This window comes from Acinetobacter sp. BZX-2 (assembly GCF_055179795.1).
The window spans coordinates 2,751,474-2,778,030 of sequence record NZ_CM143686.1 but is presented as its reverse complement, the minus strand read 5'-3'; the positions used below and the strand labels follow the sequence as shown (position 1 = coordinate 2,778,030).

27 protein-coding genes are annotated in these 26,557 nt (G+C 38.4%); 14 read left to right on the top strand and 13 right to left on the bottom strand.

The features are described from left to right. Positions 1-10: 10 nt before the first annotated feature. From ACY45D_RS13115 to sdsA, 4 genes are all read right to left on the bottom strand, one after another. The gene (locus ACY45D_RS13115; protein WP_463107127.1) at positions 11-1,264 is read right to left on the bottom strand and encodes an efflux RND transporter periplasmic adaptor subunit; all 1,254 of its coding nucleotides are present in this window, start codon (positions 1,262-1,264) and stop codon (positions 11-13) included. Beyond that, positions 1,264-1,902 carry a phosphatase PAP2 family protein gene (locus tag ACY45D_RS13110; protein ID WP_463107126.1) on the bottom strand — a complete coding sequence of 213 codons (639 nt, stop codon included), beginning with the start codon at positions 1,900-1,902 and terminating at the stop codon, positions 1,264-1,266. The genes ACY45D_RS13115 and ACY45D_RS13110 overlap by 1 nt, the downstream gene beginning before the upstream one ends. A 165-nt stretch (positions 1,903-2,067) precedes the next feature. Then, on the bottom strand, positions 2,068-4,122 hold the full coding sequence (locus tag ACY45D_RS13105) for a site-specific recombinase (protein WP_463107125.1): 2,055 nt from the start codon (positions 4,120-4,122) through the stop codon (positions 2,068-2,070). A 15-nt stretch (positions 4,123-4,137) separates the two neighbouring features. Beyond that, positions 4,138-5,121: an All-trans-nonaprenyl-diphosphate synthase gene (gene sdsA, locus ACY45D_RS13100; RefSeq protein ID WP_463107124.1), complete on the bottom strand. Its 984-nt coding sequence runs from the start codon at positions 5,119-5,121 to the stop codon at positions 4,138-4,140. 428 nt (positions 5,122-5,549) lie between these two features. Between sdsA and rplU the strand changes: the two genes are divergently transcribed. From rplU to ACY45D_RS13060, 8 genes are all read left to right on the top strand, one after another. Continuing rightward, the gene (rplU, locus tag ACY45D_RS13095; protein ID WP_010113102.1) at positions 5,550-5,861 is read left to right on the top strand and encodes a 50S ribosomal protein L21; all 312 of its coding nucleotides are present in this window, start codon (positions 5,550-5,552) and stop codon (positions 5,859-5,861) included. 19 nt (positions 5,862-5,880) lie between these two features. Further along, positions 5,881-6,138, top strand: coding sequence for a 50S ribosomal protein L27 (gene rpmA / locus ACY45D_RS13090; protein WP_010113104.1), 258 nt, complete (start codon positions 5,881-5,883; stop codon positions 6,136-6,138). A 209-nt stretch (positions 6,139-6,347) separates the two neighbouring features. Further along, positions 6,348-7,043 (top strand): outer membrane lipoprotein periplasmic chaperone LolA, encoded by a 696-nt coding sequence (gene lolA / locus ACY45D_RS13085; RefSeq protein ID WP_463107123.1) that lies wholly within the window; start codon positions 6,348-6,350, stop codon positions 7,041-7,043. A 185-nt stretch (positions 7,044-7,228) separates the two neighbouring features. After that, entirely contained in the window at positions 7,229-8,704 is a 1,476-nt protein-coding gene (locus ACY45D_RS13080; protein WP_463107122.1) for a carotenoid oxygenase family protein, read from the top strand. 163 nt (positions 8,705-8,867) lie between these two features. Continuing rightward, complete coding sequence (locus ACY45D_RS13075; RefSeq protein WP_463107121.1) at positions 8,868-9,674, top strand: RsiV family protein; 807 nt, start codon at positions 8,868-8,870, stop codon at positions 9,672-9,674. Between the two features lie 107 nt (positions 9,675-9,781). Continuing rightward, entirely contained in the window at positions 9,782-11,053 is a 1,272-nt protein-coding gene (gene serS, locus ACY45D_RS13070) for a serine--tRNA ligase (protein ID WP_463107120.1), read from the top strand. Positions 11,054-11,134: 81 nt separating this feature from the next. Continuing rightward, positions 11,135-12,526 (top strand): siroheme synthase CysG, encoded by a 1,392-nt coding sequence (gene cysG / locus ACY45D_RS13065; protein WP_463107119.1) that lies wholly within the window; start codon positions 11,135-11,137, stop codon positions 12,524-12,526. A gap of 64 nt (positions 12,527-12,590) precedes the next feature. After that, positions 12,591-13,070 (top strand): tRNA (cytidine(34)-2'-O)-methyltransferase, encoded by a 480-nt coding sequence (locus tag ACY45D_RS13060; protein ID WP_089603819.1) that lies wholly within the window; start codon positions 12,591-12,593, stop codon positions 13,068-13,070. Positions 13,071-13,294: 224 nt separating this feature from the next. Here ACY45D_RS13060 and ACY45D_RS13055 read toward each other — a convergent pair whose 3' ends face one another. Continuing rightward, on the bottom strand, positions 13,295-13,705 hold the full coding sequence (locus tag ACY45D_RS13055) for a winged helix-turn-helix transcriptional regulator (protein WP_463107118.1): 411 nt from the start codon (positions 13,703-13,705) through the stop codon (positions 13,295-13,297). 180 nt (positions 13,706-13,885) lie between these two features. Between ACY45D_RS13055 and ACY45D_RS13050 the strand changes: the two genes are divergently transcribed. Beyond that, positions 13,886-14,587, top strand: coding sequence for an SDR family oxidoreductase (locus ACY45D_RS13050; RefSeq protein WP_463107117.1), 702 nt, complete (start codon positions 13,886-13,888; stop codon positions 14,585-14,587). A 50-nt stretch (positions 14,588-14,637) separates the two neighbouring features. Continuing rightward, positions 14,638-15,192 (top strand): flavodoxin family protein, encoded by a 555-nt coding sequence (locus ACY45D_RS13045; RefSeq protein WP_463107116.1) that lies wholly within the window; start codon positions 14,638-14,640, stop codon positions 15,190-15,192. A 78-nt stretch (positions 15,193-15,270) separates the two neighbouring features. Here ACY45D_RS13045 and ACY45D_RS13040 read toward each other — a convergent pair whose 3' ends face one another. The 4 genes from ACY45D_RS13040 to lipB all read right to left on the bottom strand — a co-directional run bounded on the left by ACY45D_RS13040 (position 15,271) and on the right by lipB (position 19,380). Further along, positions 15,271-16,656, bottom strand: a complete 1,386-nt coding sequence (locus ACY45D_RS13040) for an APC family permease (protein ID WP_463107115.1) — start codon at positions 16,654-16,656, stop codon at positions 15,271-15,273. 264 nt (positions 16,657-16,920) lie between these two features. Then, on the bottom strand, positions 16,921-18,105 hold the full coding sequence (locus tag ACY45D_RS13035; protein ID WP_463107114.1) for an iron-containing alcohol dehydrogenase: 1,185 nt from the start codon (positions 18,103-18,105) through the stop codon (positions 16,921-16,923). A 3-nt stretch (positions 18,106-18,108) separates the two neighbouring features. Next, entirely contained in the window at positions 18,109-18,642 is a 534-nt protein-coding gene (locus tag ACY45D_RS13030) for a hypothetical protein (RefSeq protein WP_463107113.1), read from the bottom strand. 78 nt (positions 18,643-18,720) lie between these two features. After that, entirely contained in the window at positions 18,721-19,380 is a 660-nt protein-coding gene (gene lipB, locus ACY45D_RS13025) for a lipoyl(octanoyl) transferase LipB (protein ID WP_463107112.1), read from the bottom strand. 227 nt (positions 19,381-19,607) lie between these two features. On the opposite strand from lipB, the gene ACY45D_RS13020 reads away from it, so the two are divergent. Next, positions 19,608-20,339 carry a CDGSH iron-sulfur domain-containing protein gene (locus ACY45D_RS13020; RefSeq protein WP_463107111.1) on the top strand — a complete coding sequence of 244 codons (732 nt, stop codon included), beginning with the start codon at positions 19,608-19,610 and terminating at the stop codon, positions 20,337-20,339. Positions 20,340-20,488: 149 nt separating this feature from the next. On the opposite strand, the gene ACY45D_RS13015 is transcribed toward ACY45D_RS13020, so the two are convergent. Beyond that, complete coding sequence (locus ACY45D_RS13015; RefSeq protein ID WP_089603810.1) at positions 20,489-20,776, bottom strand: YbeD family protein; 288 nt, start codon at positions 20,774-20,776, stop codon at positions 20,489-20,491. A gap of 111 nt (positions 20,777-20,887) precedes the next feature. Next, positions 20,888-22,777, bottom strand: coding sequence for an RNA polymerase sigma factor RpoD (gene rpoD / locus ACY45D_RS13010; RefSeq protein ID WP_463107110.1), 1,890 nt, complete (start codon positions 22,775-22,777; stop codon positions 20,888-20,890). A gap of 389 nt (positions 22,778-23,166) precedes the next feature. Between rpoD and ACY45D_RS13005 the strand changes: the two genes are divergently transcribed. Both ACY45D_RS13005 and ACY45D_RS13000 read left to right on the top strand, forming a co-directional pair. Then, the gene (locus tag ACY45D_RS13005) at positions 23,167-23,376 is read left to right on the top strand and encodes a PA3496 family putative envelope integrity protein (RefSeq protein WP_010113136.1); all 210 of its coding nucleotides are present in this window, start codon (positions 23,167-23,169) and stop codon (positions 23,374-23,376) included. Between the two features lie 67 nt (positions 23,377-23,443). After that, a complete protein-coding gene (locus tag ACY45D_RS13000; RefSeq protein ID WP_463107109.1) occupies positions 23,444-23,971 on the top strand; it encodes a YecA/YgfB family protein in 528 nt (175 codons plus the stop codon). A 152-nt stretch (positions 23,972-24,123) separates the two neighbouring features. On the opposite strand, the gene ACY45D_RS12995 is transcribed toward ACY45D_RS13000, so the two are convergent. Beyond that, a complete protein-coding gene (locus tag ACY45D_RS12995) occupies positions 24,124-24,726 on the bottom strand; it encodes a LysE family translocator (protein WP_463107108.1) in 603 nt (200 codons plus the stop codon). 103 nt (positions 24,727-24,829) lie between these two features. Between ACY45D_RS12995 and ACY45D_RS12990 the strand changes: the two genes are divergently transcribed. Then, entirely contained in the window at positions 24,830-25,723 is an 894-nt protein-coding gene (locus ACY45D_RS12990; protein ID WP_463107107.1) for a LysR family transcriptional regulator, read from the top strand. 128 nt (positions 25,724-25,851) lie between these two features. Here the strand turns inward: ACY45D_RS12990 and tmpT are convergent, their stop codons facing one another. Continuing rightward, the gene (gene tmpT, locus ACY45D_RS12985) at positions 25,852-26,493 is read right to left on the bottom strand and encodes a thiopurine S-methyltransferase (RefSeq protein ID WP_463107106.1); all 642 of its coding nucleotides are present in this window, start codon (positions 26,491-26,493) and stop codon (positions 25,852-25,854) included. Positions 26,494-26,557: the final 64 nt, after the last annotated feature.

Below are 26,557 nucleotides of genomic sequence, written 5' to 3'. Positions count from 1 at the left end.
CGTCTACCCCTTATGTATTTGAAGTAGCTTTTTGTTCACTAGACTTATTTTGTTGAGCCGGTTGTGTTGAACCTTGCTTAGCACCTGTTTGTGGTGCAGCCGCTTGAGGCTGATAAGGTTTAGCAACTACAGCTTGTTCAGGTTTTACTTTGGCAATACCATCTACAATGACTTTATCACCCGTTTGTAAACCTTGAGTTACAATCCAGTCAGTACCTTGAACGCCAGACGTTGTTATTGGACGAGATTCCACTTGACCTTTTGCATTGACCAACATTGCAATCGCTTGACCCGTAGGGGTACGTGTAATTGCAGCTTGTGGAACGAGGTAAGCATTTGGAATCACACCTTGAACAATTTGCGCATTGGCAAACATACCTGGCAGTAACAAATGATTTGGGTTAGAGAACACAGCACGTAAAGTCACAGAGCCTGTATCTGGGTTTACACTTGCATCGGAGAAGGCAAGATTCCCTTCAATCGGATAAGTGCTACCATCTTCAAGTTTTAAGCGAACTTTTGTATTGTTACTACGATCAATACTGCCTTGGCTTAACTGTTGACGAAGACGTAATAACTCAGCACTTGATTGATTAATATCAACATAAATTGGATCAAGTTGTTGAATTGTGACCAAGGCATTTGCTTGGCTCGCCGTAACTAAAGCACCAGCAGTTACAGATGAACGTCCAGATTGACCCGAAATAGGTGAACGAACAGTAGAGTAACCTAAGTCAATTTGTGCATTCTTAACAGCGGCATTTGAAGCTGCAATATCTGCTTCCGCAAGTTTAATTTGTGCAATTAAATCATCATATTCTTGTTTAGAAACAGCATTGATTCCAACTAATTGACGATAACGGTTTGCTTTAACTTGTAATGCATTTAAGTTTGCTTGTTGACGAATTAACGCCGCTTTAGCACTCTCTAAGTTTGCACGATTTGTACTTGAATCAATCTCATAAAGAGGTTGACCTTCACGAACAAAACTACCTTCAGTAAACAAACGTTTTAAGATCACACCATTTGTTTGTGGGCGAACATCAGAGATTTCATACGCTGCTGTACGACCTGAAAGTTCAACACTTTGTTCAACGCTTTGTGGTTGAGCAACAATAACACCAACTTCAGTCGGTGGCATTTTTTGGGCAGCAGCAGCTTGCTCAGCTTCTTTAGAAGAGTCTTTGCTACAACCTACAAGTGCAATACTTGTTGCGAGAGCACAAGCAGTAAGGGCAGGAGCCCAAAGCTTTGCCGACATCATTATTCCACCTCGTTTAGTTTTTTATTTAAAAATAATTTGTTTCTACTCAACGTCTTTGATAACAACATGAGCCAAAGAATAGCAGCCCATATAAAGCCTATACTCCAGCCAGCAAGTACGTCTGTTGGGAAGTGTGCGCCTAGATAAACGCGAGAAATTCCCATGCTTAAAAACCAAAAGCAGCACACCAAGCAAATCAGCTTAGCTCGCCTATGTTTACGAAATATAAAAACAATTGAGCAACTTAAAAGAGCAGCATAAATACTGTGAGCACTTGGAAATGAGGCACCGTAGGTTTGCACCATTTGGTACACTTCATCTGGTCGAGGGCGGTTGACTGCATATTTAACTATCCAACCAATCGTCGTTGCACCGAGCAATCCAATTGTGAGCATAAAGACATTTGCATATTGTTTTAGCCGCAAAAAATACAAACTACTTATTGCCACAACCACAATCATTGGTGGTAAACCACCTAAATAAGAAAGTGTGATCGCAAGACCATTCATAATGCTAGAACGATGCGAGCTCATCCATTCAACACTTAATAAATCAAAGTGCTGTATCTCATTAATATTTAAACTAATACTACTAAAAAGTAAACCTATACAGCCAATCAAGATAAGTACATAAGGCATAACATGACCTAGAGTATTATTATTAATCTCACTCGTTGAGTTTAACTAATGCGCCAAAGTGTACTAGTCAGTACACTTTTTTTCAAGTGAGTAGGATTAGTTAATTTATACTAATTTCTTTTTGCAAAAAAAAATAACAATTTGAACAAAAAAATAACAAAATCTTTAGTGATTTGTTTTGTTTTGAGTGTTGTTTTGTTCTTCAACCTGCAAAGGTTGTTTGGGCGGCCAAAAGAAATCGAGAGGACGTGTAAAAAAGTGAGTAAAAACAAGCTTTGCAAGTGGTTTCCACTGTTCGAAACGAACTTGTCTTGCTCTTAATGCGACAATAATTGTCAATGTGAAACTGACAAAGAGGTTAGTGAGACCGATACACAATACGCCGAAGAATGAGACAATAATCACCCCAAGATCAGGAGAACCATTGACTGTCATTAAGCCCTGAATAAAGTTTGCAGAGGCAAAGGCAATATGACGAATATCTAGCGGTAAACCTAGGATAAAACCAATCGTTCCCATGCTTCCGAGCATGACCCCGAAGAGAAAATTACCCGCTAAAGCCCCTAAGTTTCTTTCAATATAAGCTGCGAATTTATCCAGTCTTTCTTGCCCCATGAGGTTTTTTAACTTGATATGTGCTTTCAAACGGGGGCCAACTTTGCGATAAATTGCCATATTGTCAAAATATCCCGCGATTAATCCCGATAAAAATAAACAAACTCCTGCGATTGCCGCATGTGGAATAGCAAGTGAAGTAAATGGGTTTAAGCTATGCAGTAACATGGTTGCTTTGGCATGATTGAGCAAAGGCTCATGCATCATCAATTGCCAAAGAAAGGTCACTAAAGCTGCAGTTGGGATCGCGATTGAAATATTACCCAGAATTGCAATAAATTGAGTTCGTATAATATTGATAATTAAGCCAGCAAGTTCAGCAATTTGCGCAGTTTTTGAACCTTTACGATGCTGTACCGTAGAGGCCAAAGCTGCCGCGGTCATTGCGGGTTGTTTGGTGGCAACAGTAAAGTGCAAGACATGAATCAGTATGAAGCCAAGTGAATAATTCATACTGAATAAAAAGGCTTGTACAAAAGGTGCGAGTACCAATCGAGCAGTCAAGATCTTGATCGTTGCCATGATGGCAATGATTACACCTGCACCTGCTGCTGCATTGTACATGCCTAAAAAGCCCTTTTTATCAGTGCTTACATAATGTTCACCCGTCTTACTGGCATTTTCTGTGACTTGTAGGGCGATCAGTTCACTATTGGTTTTGAGTAAGTCTCGAACACTGGTTTCACTATAATGTGCTTGGACTAAATCTATCAGTAATTCACCATAGATTTGATAACGGACTTGATCTTCTTCAACAATCAGGTTCAAGAGTAGTTCAATACGATCTAAGCATTGTTCTAATAAAGACACAAGATAAGTCAGACTTAAACTTACCCCCGTTCTTTTGGTCGCACGGCGAATTTTCAATACCACATCACGGCATTGTTCAATCATCACCAATGCTTGATCTGCATCATGTGGAACGCTAACAGCCTGTTCATCTTGATTGCGATGTCGTTTTTTATAGGATTCTATAAATTCAATAATTTCACGGTTTTGAACCAGAAAAGGGGATTCATATTCTTGTAACTCAGGATGAGCATTAATAAATTCTGGATATAACCCGATACCACTGATTCGATATGACAGAACGGTTATAGCTTTTACAATTTCTCTTTTGATACCAAGTTTGGCAGTTTTATAACGATGACCTTGGTTTAGCAGTTGAAATAACAGATGCCATTGTTCAGGTTCAATATTTTCAAGCCAATATTTATCACTACGTTGATGAAATACTTTACCGACTAAATCTTTGAGTTCCGATCCATCAACCAATAAAGGTAGAAAATGAGTACCTAAGCGTTGCCCAAGCTGATTCCAAAAACCATCCAAAGATAAAATGCCACTGTCCGCATATAAGCTGGCTTGTTTATAGTGATTAATCAGTTTAAGTAAATAGCCTTGCAATGCTGATGCTGCATTAGGTGTGATGAGTAAGGCTTGGGTTAAAGCATCAAACTTAAAATTCGTTTCTTCTAAATTATGACTGTCTTCGGGTCTGATACGATCAATCAGTGTAATTAAAACATTCGGGTCTGGAACAGCTTTGACATTATCAAGCTGTTCCTGCATGAGGATAAAAAGATCATTAAATTGTATCTGCATAAGCCTTAGGAGATTTTATTGAATTCGATGTAAGGCAAGTTGCGCTAAATTATAGAGTGCTTGGCGGTATTCAGATTCAGGTAGAGATTCTAAAGCTTGAATTGCGGCTTCAGTTTCCTCAGTCGCACGGCGACTGCAATAATCTAAAGCACCAGATGTTTGCACAATTTCGATCACACGTGCTAAATCTGCTGTTCCGCCTGTAGCAATACTCTTTTTAATAATTTCGTGCTCTTCGCCTTGTGTATTTGCTAGGGCAGAGATTAAAGGTAAAGTTGGTTTGCCTTCCATCAAATCATCACCAATATTTTTACCTAATGTTTCAGCGTCTGAAGTGTAGTCTAAAATATCATCAATAATTTGGAAGGCATTACCAAAATGGCCAGCAAATAAACGTAAAGGTTCGCGGTACTCAGGTTTATTCGCCAAAATTGCTGCACCTTCAGTCGCAAGCTCGAATAAACGTGATGTTTTTCCGTGAATAATATCTAAGTAGGTTTGTTCAGTTGTCTCAGGTTGGTGTTGTGCTTGTAGTTGTAACACTTCACCTTCTGCAATTTCACAGGTTCCTGTAGAAAAGTCTTTGAGCAAAACCATATTGTCGAGATCGACCAATAAATCAAAAGCACGAGAAATGAGGAAGTCACCCACTAAAACCGCAGTTTGATTGTTCCATGTCGCATTGGCCGTTGGACGACCACGGCGCAATCCTGATTCATCAACCACATCGTCATGAACCAGTGTTGCTGTATGGAGCATTTCAATAATTGCGGCAAGTTTGCGGTAAGCTTCCATTTGTGTATCTGTTGCACCACATGCTTTTGCAGCAAGTAAACACATAATTGGGCGCATGCGTTTTCCACCTGCTTCCACCACGTGTTTACTGACAGCCATAACCAATGCAACTTTTGAAGTAATCCCTTCATTAATAAACTTATCCATTGCTGCAAAGTCAGTTGCAACAGGAGCGAGAATATCTTGCTTAAAGTCAATGGTCATAGAGCGGAAGCCTCATGCAAATGCGTTTAAGTGTGAGTGTAACAATTAACGTCAATAAATGTTGCTATAGAAAACAGTCATTGTGCTGAATAGTAATGATTTGTTCTTTAAATGTCCAAGTATAGGTAAAACAACATACATTTTAGTCAGTCATTCTTTTGTGCTACATAGTAGCGGATTTGTTTTAAAAATCTATTTCAATTTTTGTAATACTCTAAAAAAAATTCTATATATTCAATGGGCGAGTCTTAAAATAAGGTTTCGTACTTGATTATTTAGCGTGCGGTACTATTATTTGATGAAAATGACTTGTTGTTTAATTCATTATCACTTAAAATCTTTGCCCTTATATAACCCCCAGTGGCGTTCGTATTAAGATCGATATATTCCTTTATCGGCACGACGACACGGGTAAGTTGGAGTACGATATGTACGCAGTAATCCAAAGCGGTGGTAAACAGCACCGTGTTGTTGAGGGTGAAACCCTTAAAGTTGAATTGTTGAAAGCTGAAACTGGCGCAACGATTACATTTGACGATGTACTCATGGTTGTGAATGGCGAAAGTATTCAAATCGGTGCTCCAGTTGTTGCTGGCGCAAAAGTAACTGCAGAAGTGGTTGGTCATGGTCGTCACGACAAAATCCGTATTGTTAAAATGCGTCGTCGTAAACATTACCGTAAACAACAAGGTCACCGTCAATGGTTTACCGAGTTGAAAATTACTGCGATCGCAGGCTAATCACTAGGAGTAAATAGACATGGCAACTAAAAAAGCCGGTGGTTCGACTAAGAACGGTCGTGACTCGAACCCTAAAATGTTAGGTGTTAAAATGTACGGTGGTCAAGCTGTGACTGCTGGTAACATTATCGTTCGTCAACGTGGTACAGAATTCCACGCTGGTGCAAACGTAGGTATGGGCCGTGACCATACTTTGTTCGCTACTGCTGACGGCGTAATCAAATTCGAAGTGAAGGGTCAATTTGGCCGTCGCTACGTAACTGTTGAAACTGCATAAGTTTTAAGAGTTCTAAAAGACCCGCTTAATTGCGGGTTTTTTTATGCTTTGGAATTAAAAACATATCTCCATCATGATGAATACTTTTCTACATTTTGCACCAATAACAATACAAAACCTCTTATTTTCTCTAATATTAGCGCTAAAATTTAGTTTATGATGAACCATCTTACAAATTGCGATGACGCAAATATATAAAAGGTGAACCTATGAATATGCTTCGTAAAACGATGGGTGCAGTAGCAATCAGTGCGACTATGCTTGCACCTGTAATGAGCACAACAGTTTTTGCAGCATCTGCTGCGTCGGAGCAACAAGCGACTGCAAATTTAGTGCGCCAATTAAGCGGTGTGAAAAGCTTTACAGCAGATTTTGAGCAAAGTACGAAAGTCACTCAATCAAGTAAAGTTGCTCAGAAGAAAGGTCTGACGGCACAACATATGAATCAAACCTTTAAAGGTGTGATGAAAGTTGAACGTCCTGGTAAATTCTATTGGCAGACGACAACACCAGCAAAACAAACCATTGTGACTTCTGGTAAAACAGTTTGGATTTATGATCCTGATTTACAACAAGCTGTTCGTCAAAGTTTAGATGAACAAGTTGCCAATACACCTGCATTGTTATTGAGTGGTAATACGCAACAGATTCAAAAAGCCTACCGTATTACCCAGCCTAATGCGGGGAAAACTTACTACACCTTGTATCCAAAACAAAAAGACGGCGCTTTCCAAAGCTTGACGATTAGTTTTGGAGCGAAAAATGCACCATCTTTAATGATTTTACAAGATTCATTGGGGCAAACCACCACAGTGCGTTTTAACAATGTTCAGGTCAATGCAAAAATTCCTGCATCAACCTTTAATTTTGTACCACCAAAAGGTACAGATATTATTGATCAATAAGTTTTTTGATCTGTTTAATGAGCAACCTTCGGGTTGCTTTTTTTGTACCAATTTATCCAAATAACCGAATGGTTCAATTGCTGACATTTACAATAAGCAATCTTGCTTGAGAAATTAAAGTGGTATTCAATTTGGGTTTATTTTATTCTCAAACAATAGCTTGAATATAAAAATTGAGATGCTTTATGTATCGCAAAAAGCCATTAGCACTTAAACCATATCCACGAATGACTGCTCAAAAGTCATTTTGGAATGTGATTAGACAAAAGTTAATTCATGTCATTGGGCGATTTTTAAGACGAAATCATCGAGATAAAGAATCAAACCTTTACCATAAAAAGCTTTATCAACCAGTAGAAGAAACAACCATTACTGCGCTAAAAGTTTCAGGCGTCATTCCGCCAGATTTGAATGGTTTATTACTGAGAATTGGTTCCAATCCTATTTATACTTCGCAGCCTTCATTATTTGAATGGTATCTCGGTGATGGAATGATTCATGCACTGAAGCTGCAAGCGGGTCAGGCTGTTTGCTATAAAAGTACGATGATTGCAACTGATCAGGTACAGCGATTGAAGCAAAAACCATTCATTCAAGGTTTTCGCCGTGGTGCGCATGACGTGGTCAATACCAATATTTTTCAACATGCAGGCAAGCTTTGGGCTGTGATTGAAGCAGGTGCATTTCCGATTTGTTTAAATGATCAATTACAAGCTGAGCGTTACCAACTTTTCAATAGTGATGCTGATTTACCTTTTACAGCACATCCTCGAAAAGACCCTAAAACAGGGCATTTGCATGCCATTAGTTATGATGCCTTAGATGGTAAAAATGCGTATTATCAAGTCATTGATGAAAAGGGTGAGTTAATCCATGTGACTCAAATTTTATTACAACATGGGCCGATGATTCACGATTGTTTGATTACACAACAAGATGTATTGGTTTTTGATTTTCCACTCACTTTTTCTACGAAGCGGTTATTACAAGGTGCAAGTGTCCCATATCATTGGAATAAACAGCATCAAGCACGTATTGGAATATTGCCTAAATATGCCGAGGCTTCACATATTCAATGGATTAATCTTGACCCCTGCTTTGTATTTCATGCAGCAAATGCTTATCGCGATCATCAAAATAGAATTATTTTAGATGTTGTCGTGCATCGAGAGGATTTTGAACATGCTCAACATGCCGCTTATGAGTTGCAAAATGCAAAGTTAGAACGTTGGATTGTTGATTCAAATTTACAAACGATTCAGCGAAGACTTTTAGATGATCGGATTCAGGAATTTCCTAAAATTGATCAAAGATTTATAGGGATACAATATCGTTATTTATATACTTTAGGCTTTGCTGAAACGAATTTATTCAATTGTTTATATATCCATGATTTGGAAATGGAAATCTGCGTGTCTTATGATTTTGGGGCAGAGTGGGCAATAGGTGAGCTGACATTTGTTGCTGAAAATGAACATAGCCCAGAAGGTCATGGCTATTTGATGGGGTATTTACATCATATTGAGGGGGAGGCAGCCAAAGCCGTGATTTTAAAAGTGGCTGGACTGGATATTCAGCAACAAGCAGAAATTGATTTAACTGTGCATATCCCATTGGGTTTTCATTGTAATTGGGTTGAGTCTAGCGAAATAGTGCTTTGAATACGCTTTAAATAAAAATGATGCTGTTAGAAAATGATCAAAATTAAAGAGATATATCGAGATTTAAACAACAAAATATCAATAATTAACAATTATGAATATTAATTTTCGGGTTCAGGTTTTATGATAGTGTCATTACTTAATATGCTTTAAAGATATAGAAATGAAAGTAAATTTTAAAAGTGGTCTGATTTTTTCATCTCTGTTATCGACGATGTTAATGGTTACTGCATGTCAGGAAAAGCCAGCTCCGCAAGCAGAACAAAAGACGACTCAAAGCCAATCTGAAGTGACGCCACTTATTCAAGCTAAAATTGAACGTGTTGAAATTCCTAAAAAGCAATTCTGTGATGAAGATGGTTGTATCCAATACGATTTACAAACAGTGAAGTCGAATGTCACATGGATTGATGACTATTTTCTGACTCGTATTAAAAAAGATGTGCCAAATGCTTTTGAGCAAGGTCATGCCAATGCTCAAGCCAATAGTGAAGCAGAGTCTTCACTGAAAGGTTTAAGTCAAAATTCAATTTATGTGCGTTTTATTTCTCAGCAAAATAATTTAGCCACTTTTGTGATTCAAACTTATAGCTACGCAGCGGGTGCTGCACATGGTATGTATCATAATGAATATGTGACTTTTGATTTGAATACCAAAAAGCGTTTAGCACTTACAGATATTCTAAAACCGAATGTTGAAGCAAAAGTAGCGGAACAGCTTTATGATGCCAATGCCAATTGGTTGATTCAAAAAGATATTACTCGTGAAAAATTACAATTGAGTGATAATTATTACTATGGCGTAAACGGTATTGTTTTTGTGTATCCATTATATGAATTAACGTCTTATGCAGATGGGATGCCAGAACTCAAATTGCCGTATCAAATGGCGAAAGATTTGGTTAAACCTGAATATTTACCAAGCTTACCGCAAGTCGAACCTGTCGTAGAAAAGCCTGTAAGTCCATAATTTGTTGTCAAATCATACAATTCATGTCTGTGTAATGCTCTGTCACTGTATTTTTTTTGGTGAAGAGCTTACACTATAGTCAGTTTTTTTCTTACTTTAGATTGGCCATGATTGACCCGAAATTACTCAGAAATAATATTGAGGCTGTAAATTTAGCCTTAGCGAAACGTGGTGTACAACTCAACGTTGAAGAATGGGCATCACTAGAAGCTCGCCGTAAAGAAATTCAGTCTAGAACTGAAAATTTGCAAGCTGAGCGTAATTCGGGTGCAAAACAAGTAGGTCAAATCAAAAAATCAGGTGGTGATGCTTCTGAAATCATGGCGCGAATGGGTGCTATTGGTGATGAAATTAAAGCTGCGGAAGTTGAATTGAACGAACTTCAAGCTGAACTTGAAGCAAAGTTATTGTCTATTCCAAATTTACCACACAAATCTGTACCTGAGGGTAAAGATGAAAGTGATAATGTTGAAGTTTTAAAATGGGGTACACCGCGTCAATTTGATTTCGAGATTAAAGATCATACAGATCTTGGCGAAATGATGGGTGGTTTAGAGTTTGAAACTGCGACTAAATTGACAGGAACTCGTTTTAGCGTTTTAAAAGGCCCTTTGGCGCGCTTACAACGTGCTTTGACACAGTTTATGTTAGATACACATACGCTTAAAAATGGTTATACCGAAGCTTATGTGCCTTATTTGGTGAATGCAGATTCATTACGTGGTACAGGCCAATTACCTAAATTTGAAGAAGATTTATTCAAATTACAAGGTGAAAAAGAATATTACCTTATCCCAACAGCGGAAGTCCCTGTAACGAATTTTGTCCGTGATGAAATCATTGATGCAGATCGTTTACCGCTTAAGTACGCAGCGCATACACCATGTTTCCGTAGCGAAGCAGGCTCTTATGGGCGTGATACACGTGGTTTGATTCGTCAACATCAGTTTGACAAAGTTGAAATGGTGCAAATCGTTAAACCAGAAGACTCAATGGATGCTTTAGAAGCATTAACGGGTCATGCAGAAGGGATTTTACAGGTTTTAGGCTTACCTTATCGTAAAGTACTCTTGTGTGCTGGCGATATGGGCTTTGGTGCATGCAAAACTTACGATTTGGAAGTTTGGGTGCCAAGCCAAAATACCTATCGTGAGATTTCTTCATGCTCAAATATGTGGGATTTCCAAGCACGCCGTATGATGGCACGTTATCGTGCAGATCAAAAGAAAACTGAACTGGTACATACATTGAATGGTTCAGGTTTGGCTGTGGGTCGTACTTTATTGGCAGTGATGGAAAATTACCAACGTGCAGATGGCTCTATTGAGGTGCCAGAAGTGCTTCGTCCGTACATGGCTGGTGCAACTTTTATCGACTAAATATCAATAAATCGATAAATGACTTAGTTTTGTGCACAAAAATTGCTTAGTACAATCAGATTTGAACTTTTGAGGAACACTGTGGAAATTTTCCCAATCTCGTTAAAGCTACAAGGGCAACCTTGTCTGATTGTCGGTGGTGGGCATATTGCCTATCGTAAAGCAGTTTTGCTTGCAAAAGCAGGTGCAATCATTCATGTGGTTGCACCTGAAATTGAACCAAGCTTGTTGGAAATTGTTCATGCAACTCAGGGACAGTTCCATCAGGCTAAATTTGATGATCAAATTAGCCTCAGTAGTTATCGTTTAGTGATTGCTGCGACCAATAGTGGTGCAGTCAATCAAGCTGTTTTTGAAGCGTGTGAAGATTTAAATGTGTTGGTCAACAGTGTTGATGATCCTCCACATTGCCGTTTTATGGTGCCAGCGATTATTGATCGCTCCCCATTGGTTGTTTCAATTGCGACCAATGGTGCATCTCCAGTTTTATCTCGTCAAATCCGTACCCAATTAGAAGCTGCTATTCCCCATGGTATGGGGAAACTTGCTGATTTTTCGGGGAAATGGCGTAAGGTTGTTAAAGAAAAGATTATCAATCCCGATGAGCGTCGTATCTTTTGGGAAGACTTGTATGCAAGTCCACTGAAAGAGCAAATATTTAATGACAATATTGTTGAGGCTGATCGTTTAATTGAACAAGCTTTGACGGAGTGGAAAAAACCAAAAGGCGAAGTGTATCTCATTGGTGCAGGGCCGGGCGATCCAGAACTATTAACGTTAAAAGCGCTCAGATTGATGCAACAAGCCGATGTGGTTATTTACGATCGCCTTGTTTCAGCACCTATTTTAGAATTGTGTCGTCGTGATGCAACTAAGATTTATGTGGGTAAAGCACGTTCAAATCATTCAGTTCCTCAAGATGGTATTAATGCACTATTGGTTCAATATGCTTCAGAAGGTAAACGTGTTTGCCGTTTGAAAGGTGGTGATCCATTCATCTTTGGACGTGGCGGTGAGGAAATTCAAGAGCTATATGAAGCTGGGGTAACCTTCCAAGTTGTTCCTGGAATTACGGCTGCTTCAGGTTGTTCTGCTTATGCAGGGATTCCTCTGACGCATCGTGATTATGCACAAAGCGTACGTTTCCTGACAGGCCATTTGAAAGAAGGTTCACCTGAGCTACCTTGGAATGAGTTGGTTTATGAAAATCAAACCCTTGTACTCTATATGGGCTTGGTGGGTTTGGAAAAAATTTGTGAACAGCTTATTGCACATGGTCAGCGTCCAAGTATGCCTGTTGCACTTATTTCCAAAGGTACAACGCCAGACCAAAAAGTGGTGGTAGGAACTTTGGCAGATATTGCTTCTAAAGTTGAAGAAAATCATATTCAAGCGCCTACTTTGACCATTATTGGTGAGGTAGTGAGTTTACGTGAACAGTTGCAATGGCAATTCCTCCCCAGCTCCCATTAAAAAGGGAGGCGTTCTCCTTTTTAAAAAAGCGGGGTTCGGGGAGATTTTAAAGTAGAGATATCTTGTGATTCATGTTGTTTTATTTGAACCTGAAATTCCTGCAAATACGGGGAATATCATCCGTTTATGTGCCAATACAGGCGCGCAATTGCATTTGGTCAAACCACTGGGGTTTGAATTGGATGATAAAAAACTACGCCGTGCAGGTTTGGATTATCATGAATGGGCGCATATGAAAGTTTGGGAAAATTTTGCGGAATGTTTGGCTCATTTAGAAGCGCAAGGTATCGACCAGAACGCAATTTATCCGCTCACGACCAAAGGCACTGAAACACCACATACCTCAGATTTAAATCGTCCGATTGCTTTGTTAATGGGGCCAGAAACGCGTGGTTTACCTGAAGATGTTCGTATGATGTTTCCACAACAACATTGGATTCGTCTGCCGATGGCACCAAACTCTCGTAGTTTAAATTTATCCAATGCAACTGCTGTGATCTTATATGAAGCATGGCGTCAGCAAGGGTTTAAAGAATTGGTTTAATTCCTTGAATTTACATTGCGATAAAACCAAAGCAAGTTTTTTTAACTTGCTTTGGTCGCTTAAATTGATAACAGTAAAACTTTTATAATTTTTTATAACTTTTCTTAATTCTTAATTCTTAATTCTTAATTCTTAATTCTTAATTTTTAATTTTTCAATTAAAATAGTTTTGATACGCTTGAATCAGTAGATCCTAAATACTCAATTGATATTTAACATATTGCTTATTCAGTTATGGTCATCATTTCAGTCTTTTGCTCAAGTTCAATTTGAGCTGCATCAAATTTTCTTTGCGCGCGAATCACGTGTTGCATATTTCCTTCCGCCCATATTTTGAACGACAATGCAGTTTGTGCAAATTCAGCGCCTAAAGTTGTAAGTGCATATTCAACGCGAATGACATTGTTTTCATGAATAGTACGTGAGATAAAACCGTCTCTTTCTAAGACTTTTAATTTTTGTGAAAGTACTTTGGGAGAAATTCCTGCAAGGTTCTTTTTCAACTCATTAAAATGTTGAGATTGTTGATCTAAGCGGTAAATAATCAGCAGAATCCATTTATCTGCAAATTTTTCAAAAAAAGATCGAGCAGGGCAATTGGGGTGAAAAATATTAAAATTGAAAGTGTTAGTCATTTTAAATTTACCTCGATCATCGGTTTTTAATACAAACAATACAAAAAAAAGACCAGTTACCTGCTAGTAACTAATTGATACTAGGTTTCAAAAGTATATCATAAGTTGAGTAGATGAAGTGAAGTTCAGTGAATGTTCTTCAATATGAAATAAAGACTCTTCAATTTTGAGCATGATCCAATGAAAATAACAGATGCGGTGGTTTTTATTACAGGTGCTAATCGTGGCTTAGGATTAGTATTAGCCCAAGAAGCTGTACAACGTGGTGCTAAAAAAGTATATGCAGGTATGCGTAGTACAGTAGGTTTTAACCAAGACGGTATTGTTCCAGTTCAGATTGATGTTACAGATACCGAATCCATTCAAAAAGCAGTTGCAGAATGCGCTGATGTCAATATATTGATTAACAATGCAGGTATTGCACGATTAAATCAAAGTCCAGTAGATGCGGAAATAATCACAACAACACGCAAAGTCTTAGAAACCAATTTGTATGGTGTGATTGATAGCACTCAACATTTCTCTCCAATTTTGCAGAAAAATAGTGAAAGTTATATCGTCAATATTTTGTCGGATGTGTCTTGGGAACCGAGTACATTTCTTGCAAGTTATGCTATTTCTAAAGCTGCGGCGTGGTCTTATACCAATTCGACACGACAGGCTTTGAGTCCGTCGAATGTACATGTGATGGGCGTGCATGTTGGTTTTATTGATACTGATTTAACACAGACTTTGGACATTCCAAAAATTTCACCCAAGACTGTTGCAGAACAAATTTTTGATGGAATTGAACAAAATGCATTTGAAGTTTTAGTGGGAGAGTCTACTCAAGAACTGAAACAGAATTTCACCGCAGTTATCCCAAGTTATGTAAAAATTTAATTTTAAATCAACTTATTGAACACTAAACATTGATCCATGAGGAATTCATAATGTCAAATATCGCTGTTGTTTATTATTCAGGTTACGGTCATACCAAAGTCATTGCAGAAACATTTGCACGTGAAATTGATGCACAATTGATTGAGATCGATCAACAAGGCAATGTACCTGAAGATGCTTGGGACAAGCTAAATGCTGCTCAAGGTATCGTTTTTGGCGCACCAACCTATATGGCAGGTGTGCCTTGGCAGTTTAAAAAGTTTGCTGATGCGACGTCTAAAATTTGGTTTACCCAAGGTTGGAAAGATAAAGTTTTCGCAGGTTTTACCAATAGTGCGAGTATGAATGGTGATAAACAAGTGACCTTAATTAGCTTGCAAACACTGGCTTCACAACACGGTGGTATTTGGGTGAGTTTAGGACTAGCGCCATCAAATACCAAAGCCGCGACGCGTGCCGATATCAATAATCTTGGGGGTTCTGTAGGCTTACTGGTTCAATCTCCAGCAGATGCAAGTGTAAGCGAAATTCCTTCAGGTGATTTAGAAACAGCGAAACTTTATGCAAAACGTGTTCAAGCAATTGTGAATAAATTTTCAGCTTAAAGCTAAACACTAAATCGAATGAAAAACAAAAGGCGCATAAAGCGCCTTTTGTTGATTTTGAATCATGTAAGCGAGTGCTTATTCATGTTCATTATGTTGCGGAGCAGGGTAGCGGAAACCTTTGGTTTTATAACCTAAGTAAAGGATACCGAACATCGCCCACCACAAACCGAATTTTAAAGCGGTTTCTTCAATTTCAAGCCACATTGCAAAGATACTGATAAAACCAAGCAAAGGAATAATCACAAAGCTTAAAATATCTTTAAATGTTTTGGTACGACCATCACGCAATGCATAGCGTGAAATCACTGATAAATTTACAAATGTAAATGCAGTTAAAGCACCAAAACTGATCATTGAAATAACAATATCAAGATCCATAAAGCCAGCAGTTAAAGCAACTGCACCTACGATCAAAATATTGTATGAAGGGGTGAAATTTTTTGGACTAATATGACCAAAGACTTTCTTATTGATCACGCCATCGCGACCCATTACATACATCAAGCGTGATACACCTGCGTGTGCAGAAATCCCTGAAGCCATCACTGTAACGATTGCGAAATAAAGCACAACGGTTTTAAATGCAACGCCACCCACTGCTTGAAGAATATCAGGTTGCGTCGCAGCAACATCCTCAAAGTAGGTTTTAGGATCATTCGGGAAGTAAATTTGCATGAAGTAAGTACTAATAATAAAGATCACACCAGCAAATAATGCAGTCATAAAGATCGCACGTGGTAAGGTCTTTTCAGTATCTTTGGTTTCTTCAGCAAGAGAACTGAGTGAGTCAAAGCCTGTGAATGAGAAGCACAGTAAAGTTGCACCTGTAATCAATGCACCTAGAGAGGTCATCTCATTCCAAAATGGTTCTAAGCTCCATAACTGATATTTGGCATTGACCAAAGTACCATCAGCATTTACACCACCCGCTAAAAGCTGGTAAACCATCCACGTAAAGTAAGCAATAACCCCTAACTGTACAAAAACAATCAGACTGTTAAAGTTTGCAACAAATTTAGCACCACGTAAATTTACCGCAGTCATTACGGCAGTGAGACCGATGACCCAAACCCAATGGTTGATTTCAGGAAAAAGTGCTTCCAAATAAATCACAGCCAAAATGATATTGACCATTGGAGAGAGTAAATAATCTAACCAAGATGACCAACCCACCATAAAGCCAACATTCGGGTGAATGGATTTTTGCGCATAAGTATATGCAGAACCCGACGAAGGATATCGGCGGATCATATGACCATAACTAATGGATGTAAATAAAATTGCAATAAGCGCAATGATATACGACGTTGGAACGTGATAATGACTTTCTTCAGATACTAAACCAAACGTATCAAATAGGGTCATGGGTTGGATATATGCCAAACCAATAATAATGATGTGCCAAAAGCCAAGCGTTTTTTGCAGTTTAGCTGCCGATTGAGTCCCAGAGATATTTGTCAACGGCGTTGTCCTCTTAATCGTTGATCAAGGATCAGTCATGTTTATAAGGATCGTTTGAGACGAACGATCCCCCCTACAAATGAAACAAAAGTTCGCCAATCTACTCTAAAAAGGTGGCTTTTGTCAGTAACTTTGTTAAGTTTTTTAGCAGAAAATGTACCAACTTGTCTAAAAAATAGATGACTTTAAGTTCAAAATAACAAAAGCCCAATGTTGATCAAACATCGGGCTTTTTAACACTATGCTTTAAGCATTTTAAATGGATTACCAAGCTTTCTCTAAAATCGCTCTTAAATCTTTTAGTGTTGCTTCTTTTGGATTGAAAATGATTGAACCATCATTTAATGCTTTTTCAGCAACATCATCCAATTGTTCTTTGGTGATTTTACCAGTTTCGCTCAAAGTACGAGGAAGCTTGGTTAAAGCATGCAGACGATCACGAATTTCTTTTAAAGTTGCGATGGTTTTATTGGCACGTTCATTTGCAGGTGTTTGTGCATAAATATCAGGCCCTGCAAGCGGAAGCAGTAAATCTGCGATTTTATCGCCATTCACTTCTTTGTTGTAGTCCAATACGTATGGAAGGAACAAGTTCATACATAAACCATGCGGTAAATGTGCAACTGCACCTAAAGCATGACCTAGGGAATGGACAATCCCAACCATTGAATTAGAGAAAGCAATACCTGCCATTGTAGATGCTTGTGCCAATTCAAGACGACCATGTGCATCAGTCGGTGTTTCTAAAACATTGAATAGGTTATTGCTAATTTTTTTGATTGCAGCAGTTGCATAGGCATCTGAAATTGGATTTGCAGCAATGCATGTATAGGCTTCAATCGCATGAGTCATCGCATCCATCGCGGTCATCGCGGTTAAATGCGGTGGCAAGGTTTGTGTCATGCGAGGGTCTAAAATCGCAGCATGTGGCATTAAATAGTTGGATGCAAAAGCCAATTTCACATTCTTCTGATTGTCAGAAACAACAGCGGCAAGGGTAACTTCAGAACCCGTACCTGATGTCGTCGGAATCACAAAAAATGGTTTAAGTGGTTTTGGAAGGTTATGCGCACCTGAATATTTCAAGAGATCATCGCCGCCTTCAGATACAAGAATATTTGCAGCTTTAGAGGTGTCAATCACAGAACCGCCACCCACAGCAATGATTGCATCACAATTGTTTGCACGGTAAGCCTGAGCTGCTGCACGTACTGTTTCCAGACTTGAATCAGGTGGAACATCATCAAAAATAAAGCCGATTTCAATATCCGTTGATTCAAAAGATGCTTCAATCGGTGCTAAAAGATTATTGGTACGCACGCCTTTGTCAGTAATGATCATTGGGCGTTTTGAACCTAAAACAGCCAATTCAAAAGGAATATGTTCGAGTGCAGCATGACCAGCAATCACTTTTACAGGACAAAAAAATTCGTAATATGGTTTAGCCATGGGTTATGCGCTCCCTTTTAAATATGATTGTGCAACTTTAAGATAAATATTTGCAGCACCAGCTAGTTTTTCTTTTAACGATAAGTCGGTAGGGTATTCTTTCACTGCAAGCTCAGCGACCAGTTTAGGTAAAATTAAAGCTTCCATTTTATTTAAACAACGCACCAAACGAATTGCATTCGCAACATCACCATCTGCAATCATACGGTCATTGGCAAAAGCTTGTGCTGTACTTTCTTGGAATGAAAACACTAAAAAAGCATGATGGACGTGCTTAAAAATGATTGAAAGATCAGGTTTAGTATCTAAAGATTTGAGCAGTTCTAACTGATGGTTTTGTTTAACTCGAGCAATGAATGCAGCTCCATTTGGAAATACTTTCATTGATAGGGTAAAACCAACAGGAAGCGCTGATACTTCATGTTTTATTTCGTCATCAACTTGACTCGCCATCACCAAGCCTCTGCCAATCACATCCATCATGACTTTGACATAAGCTTGTTCTAAAGCGGGTTTGACAGATTTACTTGAAATCACACGCTTGTCCCTTTTATGAGTTGTATTTCTATTTTAGAGTAATTACTCTAATTTATTTTATTGCAAAAAGAAAGTTATTTATTCAGAAATGACTTTAACGTCATTAAAGTAACCGCTCTGTTGTAAATATTCAATCACATCATGGCATAATTGCTTGTAATCAGGATAGTTTTTAGCGAGGTCGCAAATACGAACCATTTCTAAACCTGCATATCCACACGGGTTAATGGTGTGAAAACCATCTAAATTACAATCAATATTTAATGCTAAACCGTGATAACTGCGACCTTTTCTAATTTTGAACCCAAGTGATCCAATTTTTTGATCATTCACATAGACACCTGGTGCATCAGCTTTTGCATAGGCTTCGATATCGTATTTTTTGAGCAGATTAATCATTAAATTTTCAGCATAAGTCACCAGTGTGCGCACATTCCATTTCAAGCGATTTAAATCAAACATGAAGTAAATCACCATCTGACCTGGCCCATGCCATGTGACTTGACCGCCACGATCTGATTGCACGATTGGAATATTGCTTGGGACTAAAATATGCTCAGGTTTTCCTGCTTGCCCTTGAGTGAGCACATCGGGATGCTGCAAAATCCAAAGTTGGTCAGGGGAGTGTTCATCACGCTGTTCAGTATAAGATTTCATCTCTTGAAAGCGGTCTGGATAAGGCGTGAGTTCAGAATATTGACGGATAATGAGAGAAGGTTTTAGAACAGCATCATTCACAGACATGCGTCCTTTAAAAAATCAAATAAAATAGATTATAAAGAAATTTACACAAGAATGGCTAAGTCTAAAAGGCATGATACAAATATATTCTGACTAAAGGCTTTATTAATATCGTGGTTAAAAGTGAAATGAGAATAATTTTTATCCATTACAAAAAAGCTGATTTTAATTTAAAAATTTAGATGCATTCTATAAAAGATAACAATGACATGGATGATTTTAAAATGACAACACAACCGCGTTATATTATTCAAACAGGTTCAACAGCTGCACCAGAAACAATCTATATTCAAGTGACGAAAGATGGTCCGTATTTAGTTCATGGAAGCCCGAAACTCTTACAAGTTCTTATTGAAAAAAATGAGACGGGGAACTCAGGACGTTATCGTGAAGGTAAAACCTTTGAAAGCCAAGATAAAATGTATTTGTGTCGTTGTGGACATAGCAAAAAGGCGCCATTTTGTGATGGGTCGCATTTAAAAGCTGGTGAGGATTTAACAGAAGCAAAAAACTTTGCACCATTGCTCGAAGGTTCTTCAGAAATTGATGGGCCTACTCAAATTTTGACGGATAATGAAAACTATTGTGCATTCTCAAGATTCTGCGACAACGGTAATCGGGTTTGGAATGAGGTTCAAATGCAAGGTAAAGAACACGAGCAACTGACTGAGTTTATGGTACACAATTGTGCTGCTGGACGATTGTTAGTTTGGGATAAAAAAACGTTGCAACCCATAGAAACTGCTGAAGAAGCAGGTATCTACCCAATCGAAGATCCAGGAATTGGTTGTAGTGGCCCATTAATGGTACGTGGCGGAGTACGCGTAGAAAGTGCAGATGGGCAATCTTATGAAATTCGTAACCGTCAGGCATTATGCCGTTGTGGAAAATCATCGAACAAACCATTTTGTAATGGCGCACATGCTTCGGTGAAATATCAGGATGGCATTGAGTAGTAGTAATTCAAGTATTTTTGCTTTTTCAACTGTCAGATTTAAAGGTTGAGATATTGTTATAAATTTTTGAATTGTATGTATTTTATTAAATAGAAGTCACAGAAATAAAAAAACACGCGAATAAGCGTGTTTTTTTATTCATTTCTAAATTACAACGCAGTACGAATATGTTCACAAGCAGCTAGATCAGCATAAAGGGCATGAACTTGTTCAAGCTCATCAAAACGTAATTGCGCAGTAATCGAATGATACTTGCCTGTACGTGATGGTTGTACAACAAGTGTTGCTTCGTCAAACTCTGGGAAATGTTTTACCAAAATTCCTACAACTGCACCTTTAAGTTCTTCACCCGCATTGCCAATCAGTTTAATTGGGTAATCCATTGGAAAAACCCAAAGATCTTCTTGTAATTCGCGAGATGGAGTGCGGTCTAACATGATTCACCTCTAATTTATAAACAAAGCCTGCGAGAATGCAGGCTTTGTATTTCTCTTAATTACTAAATGGGGATACTTGATTGTTTTTCAAGTCCCTAAAGTAATCTTGGATCAGTCATTTTCTAAGAAAGAACGTAAGTGTTCTGAACGAGAAGGATGGCGAAGTTTACGTAAAGCTTTCGCTTCAATCTGACGAATACGTTCACGTGTTACGTCAAACTGTTTACCCACTTCTTCCAAAGTATGATCCGTTGGCATATCGATACCAAAACGCATTTTCAATACTTTCGCTTCACGTTCAGTTAGGTTTTCCAATACTTCACGTGTCGCTTCTTTTAAGCCTTCTGAAGTTGCAGCATCCACTGGAGAAGTGATGTTGCCATCTTCAATGAAGTCACCAAGATGCGAATCCTCATCATCACCAATTGGCGTTTCCATAGAAATCGGTTCTTTGGCAATTTTAAGCACTTTACGAACTTTAACTTCATCCATTTCCAAACGTTCACCTAACTCTTCAGGTGTTGGTTCACGCCCCATTTCTTGAAGAAGTTGGCGAGATACACGGTTGATCTTGTTAATGGTTTCGATCATGTGTACTGGAATACGAATAGTACGCGCTTGGTCTGCAATCGAACGGGTAATCGCCTGACGAATCCACCATGTTGCATAAGTTGAAAATTTATAACCACGACGGTATTCAAACTTATCCACGGCTTTCATCAAACCGATGTTACCTTCTTGAATCAAATCAAGGAATTGCAAACCACGGTTGGTATATTTTTTCGCAATCGAAATAACCAAACGTAAGTTTGCTTCAACCATTTCTTTTTTCGCACGACGTGCTTTCGCTTCACCAATCGCCATACGTTTAGAAATGTCTTTAATTTCTTTCACATTAAGATTCAGTTCTTTTTCAATATCAGCAATCTTTTGTTGGAAAGCCAATACATCTGGACGAACTTTTTCTAAATATGCTTTTGATTCAGCAGGTGCTTTCGCAATCTGTTCATCTAACCAAGCTGGATTTGATTCTTGACCTGGGAAAGATGTACGGAATTGCGTACGATCCATACGACCACGGCGAACTGCATAACGCATAACTTCACGTTCTGAAGTACGAATTTGCTCATGTGTGCCACGAATCATTTCAGAAATGATATCGAACAAACGAGGCGTAAATTTGAACATCATAAACACAGCTGCAAGTGACTCAATCGCTTCTTTGCCTTCAGCACTATTACGACCATGTTTAGCAAGTGTTTCTTTTGCAGTATTCCAAACTGATGCTAATTCATCAAAACGAGCTTTGGCAATTTCTGGATCTGGGCCTGATTCGCCTTCAGAATCATCATCACCTTCAGACTCTTCTTCTTCGTCATCATCATCTAGTTTTACATCTTTGGTTGGTTTAGCTGATGCGCTTTCGTCATCTTCTAACTCCTCAGATTCCTCTTCTAGAACTTCAGGAATGACTTCATCTGATTCAGGGTCTAAATAACCCGATAAAATATCTGCAAGACGACGTTCGCCAGTTTCATAATCTTTATATTCTTGTAAAACGACTTCGACAGCATTTGGCCAATATGCAATTGAATGCAATACGTCACGAATACCTTCTTCGATACGTTTGGCAATGCTAATTTCGCCTTCACGTGTCAAGAGTTCAACCGTACCCATTTCACGCATATACATACGGACAGGGTCAGTGGTACGACCAGGTTCGTTTTCTACAGAAGCAAGTACCGCAGCAGCTTCTTCTTCTGCAACTTCATCGGCAGCTTCGCTATTCCCTTCGAACATCGTATCATCAGATTCTGGCGCACGTTCGTGTACAGGAATACCAACGTCTTGAAGCATTTGGATAATATCTTCAATCTGTTCGCTTTCGGTGATCGAGTCTGGGAGATGATCGTTAACCTCAGCGTAGGTTAAGTAACCTTGTTCTTTGCCTCGGCTAATCAGAGCCGCTACTTGTGAAGTAGGGGAATGCATTTCGCTCATCTTTACTCTCTTCTCGTTGAATCAGTGGCAGTAAAAAACCGTGCATAATAGCACAATTCATATGAATAAATCTGTGAATAGCTTAGTTATTCCACCAGTAAAATGCAGCGCAAGACTACCTGATGAAATATTAAAAAAATTTAAATTCAGTGCAATAGGTGGGGGTGAAATTGTTATTTTCAAGTTCATCCCTTGCGTGTTTCGATGTTGAACCAGCGGTAAAACAGAAAGACACAGGGTGGATTATATCATGCCATAAAAATTGGTCAGAAAAAAAGCCCCAAAATCGATTTAAATGCAAAAAAAACAAATAAAACTTGACAAGTTTTTAGAAGCGGGATAAATAGCGGCTAGACCCATTCACTTTTTTTCATTATGAGGTAGTTTTAGTGTCTTCTACAGATTTTGAACTAGATGATAACTACGGTGATGATGATGTTAGTTTTGATGAGTCATCAAGCAAAATTAGCGCTAAAGAATCCTTAGAAAAGCGTCGTTTAATAGATGACTTACTTGCTCAACGTCGTTTAGAACGAGAATTAAAAGATTTTGATTATGATCTTGATGATGACGATCTTGACGACGACGAAGAAGATTAAAAATACATTGGGCATAGTGTGGGAAAATGCTATGCTTGACCCTGATACAAACTGAACTGGAAATAAAATGAGTGCTTTAGATTTAGATCTGTTAAGTGACTATTTAGATGGTGACCAAAATGAATATGGTCTAGATTTTGCTGCGACTCATGGATTTTTATGTGCGACTGCTGTAGGCCCAACTTTTGATCAATGGCTTGATGAGCTATTTGACAATAATCAAAAGAAAGTACCTGCGGAAATCATTACACAAATTAAAGCATGGTTAGATGCGATTCGCCAAAACTTAGCCAATGAAGAAGGGATTGAGTTTCCTTTTGAAATTGAAGAAGCAGATGTTGAGTCAAGTCTAGGTGATTGGAGCGTTGGTTTTGTTGATGCCATGTTCCTGAACGAAGATGCTTGGTTTGCACCAGAATATGAAGAGCAAGTGGTTGATTTGACTCTACCAATGATGGTGTTTAGTGGAGTTGATGATGAAGACCCTCAAATGGAGTCTTTCCGTCGCAATGGTCAATTGATGGATGAGATTGCGGAAGAAATTCCAGACAATTTAAATGAAATTTATTTGATGTACCATACGCCAGCGAAATGATATTTCTTGTGTCGCTACAATCGTGGCTCATGGATCACACAGTAAGTTAATCATTTGGCTAATCACTTGATTGCATTCAAAAGCACCTTTCGTAGGTGCTTTTTTATGTTTTGCACTTTGGTAATGCAACTGTATTTGCAACAAATTGATGGTTAATTTGTCAGCAATAAACAAAGCCCTAAACTGCTCAGCACAATGCCAATCATGCGATTGATGATGACTTGTTTGAGTAAAATTTTATTTCTGATTGTGGGATTAGAACAAAATATAGAAATGGCCATAAACCAAATCAAGTGACTTATAGATATAAAACAGCCATAGCCAATCAGTTTTAGTAGGTGATTTTCTGCTGTGAGCAATTGCGCAAAGATGCTCATTACAAATAAAGTGGTTTTAGGGTTAAAACTATTGGTGAGTACACCTTGCCGGAACGCTTGCCATGGGTGGATAAAGCCGCTACTTTCTGTGTCATTCACTTGTTGTTGCGTAAAAGTTTGGTATCCGATATACATCAAATAGCCCGCACCAATATATTGAATAATATGTAATAAACTAGGCAGTACGTGCTGTAAAAAACTAAGCCCCATCAAACTATAACTAATGTGAATCCACACTGCGCAAGCAATACCATAGGCGGTATAAATGCCTTGTTTACGCCCATATAAGTAGCTATTTCGACTCACCAATGCGAAGTCAGCTCCAGGGCTAATCACGGCCAGTAAGGTAACCGACGCAATCATCATTATTTCATTCACTCATTTAACCTTATTGGGATTGAATAAAAGGATTTATATATTTTTCATATATTTGCTATAGTTAAAATCGAATTTAATTCTTATTTAAATATGAGTTTTTGGAATGATTGAGCGATTATCATTGAATTCCCTGAAGTTTTTTTATTATGTGGCACGTTATGGCAGCGTAACAATCGCCGCGAAAAAGCTGTTTGTGACACAGGGCGCGGTCAGTAAGCAATTAAAGAACCTCGAAGAGGCGCTAGGTTTTACCTTATTTATTCGTGAAGGTAAAAAATTACAACTGACGGGTGATGGTGAGCTTTTGTTTGACTGTTGTCAGCAGGTCTTTCCACAAATTGATCAGTGTTTGGTGCAGTTAAAAGCGCAATCTCAGTCGCATAAAACACTGACACTTTCATGTGAACCGACTATTGCGATGAAGTGGCTTATTCCTCGATTAATTCAATTTAAGCAACGTCATCCACAGATTGAGATCAGCTTATTAACCGATGGTGGAGAAGTTGATTTTGAAACGCAATCAATTGATTTGGCTTTAAGACGCAATGATTTTGATTGGGGGAAGGCTGTTTATAGTGAAAAAATAGCAGATGAATATGTGCTTTGTATTGCACGAAAAAATAATTCATATTCAACGCAACAGCTTTTTGTGTCTAGCTCACGACCCAAGTTATGGACGCAACTCAAGGATCGATATAAAGGTCAGTTTAAAGGCTTTCAAAAATTGACCTTAGAGCATTTCTATTTATGTATAGAGGCCTGTTTAGCGGGGCTAGGAGCAACTATCGTGTCAGGTTATATGGTTGAAAAAGAGTTGGATTTTCAATTGTTTGAAATGCTTACACCGATTGACCCAGATGGTTCTGCTTACTATTTGCTTTCAGCGGCTCCTTTTGAGGATGATGCAGATAAAATGATTTTTAAGAACTGGCTTATAGAAGAAATGAGAGTGAGTCAATCCAAGCTTATTGCGCTTTCTAGTTCTTCAGAAATTTAACAATAAGTATGTTTAGATCAAATAGGGAAAGTCCTATTTGATCTGTTTATTTATTAGATGTTTCATTTTAGAATAAATTGATGATATTTCTCTTAAAAGAACTTTATCTATGATCAATCGGGTGTTTTTTATATTTCATGTTTAGGTTTTAAACACCAAGCTTTCTCCATCGAATTTTGCCCTTTGAAACTGTCCGATAAATCCACTTGTTCAAGTAATTGAATTTGATAAGCCTTTTGATAATGTTGACGAATTTCAGCTTCAGTGACGGAAAATGGAGGACCTTCATAGCTATTTTGATCATATTCATAGCTGATGATTAATTGAGGAACATGAGCAAGCTTAGTGAGATGGGCCGTATATTGAATACGTGTCTTTTCAGGTAACGCAACCAATGCTGCTCGATCATAAATTGCATCGATATGACCCAGTAGGTTTTTGTTGAGATGAAAAATATCACCCACAAATATGTCGAGTCGTTCATGTTGATAATGAACCAATTCACCCACTTGATGCTGTGTGAATTCAAGCTGTAATTCATCGATGAGTGCATCAATGGCTTTTTGACTCAATTCAATCGCGACAACACGAAAACCTTGAGCAAGTAAGTAGCCAATGTCTAAGGATTTTCCACTCAATGGAATAAAAATACGCGCATCTTTCGCCAATTCAAGGAATTGCAAATTGTTGACTAATAATGGATTGGGCTGAGGTAGGTGAAAACCGATTCTATTTTCTTGCCAACGTTGATGCCAAAATTCGTAATCCATAGCAATCCTATAATTTATAGATCATTCAGTATGTTGTATGCTGCCAGAGCATCCTATTTATTCC

What these genes read in the sequence shown, in the direction of transcription:
- ACY45D_RS13115 (WP_463107127.1), bottom strand. Translation starts at nt 1,264, where the DNA reads ATGATGTCGGCAAAGCTTTGGGCTCCTGCCCTTACTGCTTGTGCTCTC.
- ACY45D_RS13110 (WP_463107126.1), bottom strand. Translation starts at nt 1,902, where the DNA reads ATGCCTTATGTACTTATCTTGATTGGCTGTATAGGTTTACTTTTTAGT.
- ACY45D_RS13105 (WP_463107125.1), bottom strand. Translation starts at nt 4,122, where the DNA reads ATGCAGATACAATTTAATGATCTTTTTATCCTCATGCAGGAACAGCTT.
- sdsA (WP_463107124.1), bottom strand. Translation starts at nt 5,121, where the DNA reads ATGACCATTGACTTTAAGCAAGATATTCTCGCTCCTGTTGCAACTGAC.
- rplU (WP_010113102.1), top strand. Translation starts at nt 5,550, where the DNA reads ATGTACGCAGTAATCCAAAGCGGTGGTAAACAGCACCGTGTTGTTGAG.
- rpmA (WP_010113104.1), top strand. Translation starts at nt 5,881, where the DNA reads ATGGCAACTAAAAAAGCCGGTGGTTCGACTAAGAACGGTCGTGACTCG.
- lolA (WP_463107123.1), top strand. Translation starts at nt 6,348, where the DNA reads ATGAATATGCTTCGTAAAACGATGGGTGCAGTAGCAATCAGTGCGACT.
- ACY45D_RS13080 (WP_463107122.1), top strand. Translation starts at nt 7,229, where the DNA reads ATGTATCGCAAAAAGCCATTAGCACTTAAACCATATCCACGAATGACT.
- ACY45D_RS13075 (WP_463107121.1), top strand. Translation starts at nt 8,868, where the DNA reads ATGAAAGTAAATTTTAAAAGTGGTCTGATTTTTTCATCTCTGTTATCG.
- serS (WP_463107120.1), top strand. Translation starts at nt 9,782, where the DNA reads ATGATTGACCCGAAATTACTCAGAAATAATATTGAGGCTGTAAATTTA.
- ACY45D_RS13055 (WP_463107118.1), bottom strand. Translation starts at nt 13,705, where the DNA reads ATGACTAACACTTTCAATTTTAATATTTTTCACCCCAATTGCCCTGCT.
- ACY45D_RS13050 (WP_463107117.1), top strand. Translation starts at nt 13,886, where the DNA reads ATGAAAATAACAGATGCGGTGGTTTTTATTACAGGTGCTAATCGTGGC.
- ACY45D_RS13045 (WP_463107116.1), top strand. Translation starts at nt 14,638, where the DNA reads ATGTCAAATATCGCTGTTGTTTATTATTCAGGTTACGGTCATACCAAA.
- ACY45D_RS13035 (WP_463107114.1), bottom strand. Translation starts at nt 18,105, where the DNA reads ATGGCTAAACCATATTACGAATTTTTTTGTCCTGTAAAAGTGATTGCT.
- ACY45D_RS13020 (WP_463107111.1), top strand. Translation starts at nt 19,608, where the DNA reads ATGACAACACAACCGCGTTATATTATTCAAACAGGTTCAACAGCTGCA.
- ACY45D_RS13015 (WP_089603810.1), bottom strand. Translation starts at nt 20,776, where the DNA reads ATGTTAGACCGCACTCCATCTCGCGAATTACAAGAAGATCTTTGGGTT.
- rpoD (WP_463107110.1), bottom strand. Translation starts at nt 22,777, where the DNA reads ATGAGCGAAATGCATTCCCCTACTTCACAAGTAGCGGCTCTGATTAGC.
- ACY45D_RS13000 (WP_463107109.1), top strand. Translation starts at nt 23,444, where the DNA reads ATGAGTGCTTTAGATTTAGATCTGTTAAGTGACTATTTAGATGGTGAC.
- ACY45D_RS12990 (WP_463107107.1), top strand. Translation starts at nt 24,830, where the DNA reads ATGATTGAGCGATTATCATTGAATTCCCTGAAGTTTTTTTATTATGTG.
- tmpT (WP_463107106.1), bottom strand. Translation starts at nt 26,493, where the DNA reads ATGGATTACGAATTTTGGCATCAACGTTGGCAAGAAAATAGAATCGGT.